At 36.1% G+C, this 2,442-nt stretch carries 3 protein-coding genes; all 3 read left to right on the top strand.

Annotation, left to right across the window (positions count from 1 at the left end):
• The first annotated feature begins 21 nt into the window (after nt 1–21).
• A complete protein-coding gene (gene hisS / locus AC3AX0_RS11145; RefSeq protein ID WP_487550359.1) occupies nt 22–1,272 on the top strand; it encodes a histidine--tRNA ligase in 1,251 nt (416 codons plus the stop codon).
• 84 nt (nt 1,273–1,356) lie between these two features.
• A complete protein-coding gene (locus AC3AX0_RS11150) occupies nt 1,357–1,914 on the top strand; it encodes a TetR/AcrR family transcriptional regulator (RefSeq protein WP_487550360.1) in 558 nt (185 codons plus the stop codon).
• A 9-nt stretch (nt 1,915–1,923) separates the two neighbouring features.
• A partial coding sequence (locus tag AC3AX0_RS11155; RefSeq protein ID WP_487550361.1) for an HlyD family secretion protein occupies nt 1,924–2,442 on the top strand: 519 nt, incomplete at its 3' end.

Below are 2,442 nucleotides of genomic sequence, written 5' to 3' on the forward strand. Positions count from 1 at the left end.
TGAAATTTAGGAGTGATGAATATGAAAATCAATGTAAACCCAGCTAAAGGCATGCGAGACCTTCTTCCCATAGAAAAGGAAATCCGGGACCATGTTGAAAAAATGATTATAAACACCTACAAGAACAACGGTTTCCAACTTATTGAAACACCTGTTGTTGAAAACATTGACAACCTTCTTGGAAGCAAGGGTGGAGAAAACCTCAAGCTAATCTTTAAGATCATGAAAAGAGGAAACAAGCTGAATATTACAAAGGAAAATCTTACTGAAAGCGACCTTGCAGAGCTTGGCCTGAGATACGACCTTACTATACCTCTAAGCAGATTTTACTGCAATCACAGAAATGAACTTCCTTCAGTATTCAAGGCAATACAGGTCGGAAATGTATTCAGAGCTGAAAGAGCTCAAAAAGGAAGATACAGAAGCTTTAAGCAATGTGATATAGACATAATAGGAAATCCTGACTGCGATGCTGAGATAGAGCTTCTCACTTCTACTGCAAAGGCTCTTACAGAGCTTAATGTCAGTGAATTCCAGATAAGGATAAACGACAGAAGAATACTCAAGTCAGTAGTAATGGATTGCGGTTTCAGCGAAGATGATTTTGAAATAGTGTGCATAATACTTGACAAGCTTGACAAAATAGGAATAGACGGCATCAAAAATGAACTTTCCGGAAAAGATTTTCCTTCCGAAAGTATAGACAAGCTACTTTCGATGCTTGATGAAATAAACGAAGGTGACATGAACATACTAAGCAAATACGGAGTACCTGAAGAAGTAGTTGAAAACATGAAGTGCATCACAAGAAATGTAACGACCCTAGCAGATGGCAAGTACGACATAATATTCGACTTCACCCTTGTCAGAGGAATGGGATACTATACAGGCCCTATATTTGAAATCGCTTACAAGGGACTTGGCTATTCAATAGCAGGAGGCGGAAGATACGATGAGATGATAGGCGGTTTCATTGGAGAAAAAATTCCTGCCGTAGGTTTTTCAATAGGATTTGAAAGACTTGTAAACCAAATGATTGAAGACAACTACAAGTCACCAGGAAATGAAAAAATAGTACTACTTTACGACAAGGAAGAAGAAGTTTCAGCTGTTATTAAAAAAGCTGAAGAACTAAGAACAAATGGTTATTCTGTATCACTATTCAAAAAAGCAAAAAAAGTAGGCAAGCAACTCAATCAATTAGCAAGCCAGGGATTTGACAAATTTACAATGTATTCACAGGATGAACTTGAAATAAAAAATCTTGATTAACCCTTATTGAATATCTGTTTATTTTACTTGTAATATACAATAATCCATGATATAATAAGGCATAAACTAAATGGAGGTTTATTTATGCCACAGGTACTAAAAGCTCATGTTAAAGAGGAGATTTTAAAGTCCGGTCTCTCAGAATTTTATAAAACCGGATATGATAAATCCAAAATCAGGGACATAGCTATAAAATCAAATGTTTCCCCTGGAAACATATACAGATATTTCACAAATAAGGAACAACTTTTCCATGCAATTATAACTCCCGTTTACAACGAACTGAAAATTATGTTCGGTAAGCTTAATGCAGCAGAAGCTTCAAATACTGAAACTCTTGCCAGGGATTTTGCCGACATGCTTGTTCAAATTGTAAAAAAACACCGATATGAAATTCATATCATAATGAGCAACGAAACAATACTTCCCCATGTTAGCAAGGAACTTGATGAAATGGTGGGAAATGTGATTATATCAAATTTCAAACTCAAATCAAGCAAGGATATTTCCGACTATGACAACATCATGATAAAGGCCTATACAGAATCAGTCAAAAAAGGCCTTGTTAAAATAATTGAAGAAACAAACTCAAAATCGGACCTTGATGCATTAATAGGAGACTTCATTAAAATATTCTTTTAGCGGTGACTTATGAAAAAGATTATAATGACCCTTACAATTTTCATTATTTTGGCTTCCCTGCTGACCTCATGTGGAAATGAACCGTTACCTGAAACGGAAAAGGCAATTCCCGTAGTGTCCATTGCAGCAGAGACTACTTCTCTGAGCAACATAATGAGTTATGTAGGGGTTGTAAGATCAAATCAACTTAAAAACTATTCTTTCAAGACAGGTGGATATATAGAAAAAATCTTTGTAGACATCTCTGAAATGGTAATTCCGGGAGACCCTATTGCTTCACTGGACACCAAGGATTTGGTATTCCAAATGGAGGCTGCAGGCAACAACATGGATTCTGCATATTCACAGTATCACAAGACTTTAAATGGTGCAGACCAGGAAGATATAAACAGTGCACGTTTAAATGTCGACAAGACAAAATCCGTCTACGAATTTAATAAAAACAACTACAATGATATGGCAAAACTTTTCGGAGAGAATGTCATATCATTGTCTTCTTTAGAGCAGGCTGAACTAAGTATGAGCATT

This window comes from Dethiosulfatibacter sp., assembly GCF_983023055.1.

Bases quoted from the DNA above. Each gene is read 5' to 3' on its own strand.
- hisS (WP_487550359.1), top strand. From the start codon at position 22: ATGAAAATCAATGTAAACCCAGCTAAAGGCATGCGAGACCTTCTTCCC.
- AC3AX0_RS11150 (WP_487550360.1), top strand. From the start codon at position 1,357: ATGCCACAGGTACTAAAAGCTCATGTTAAAGAGGAGATTTTAAAGTCC.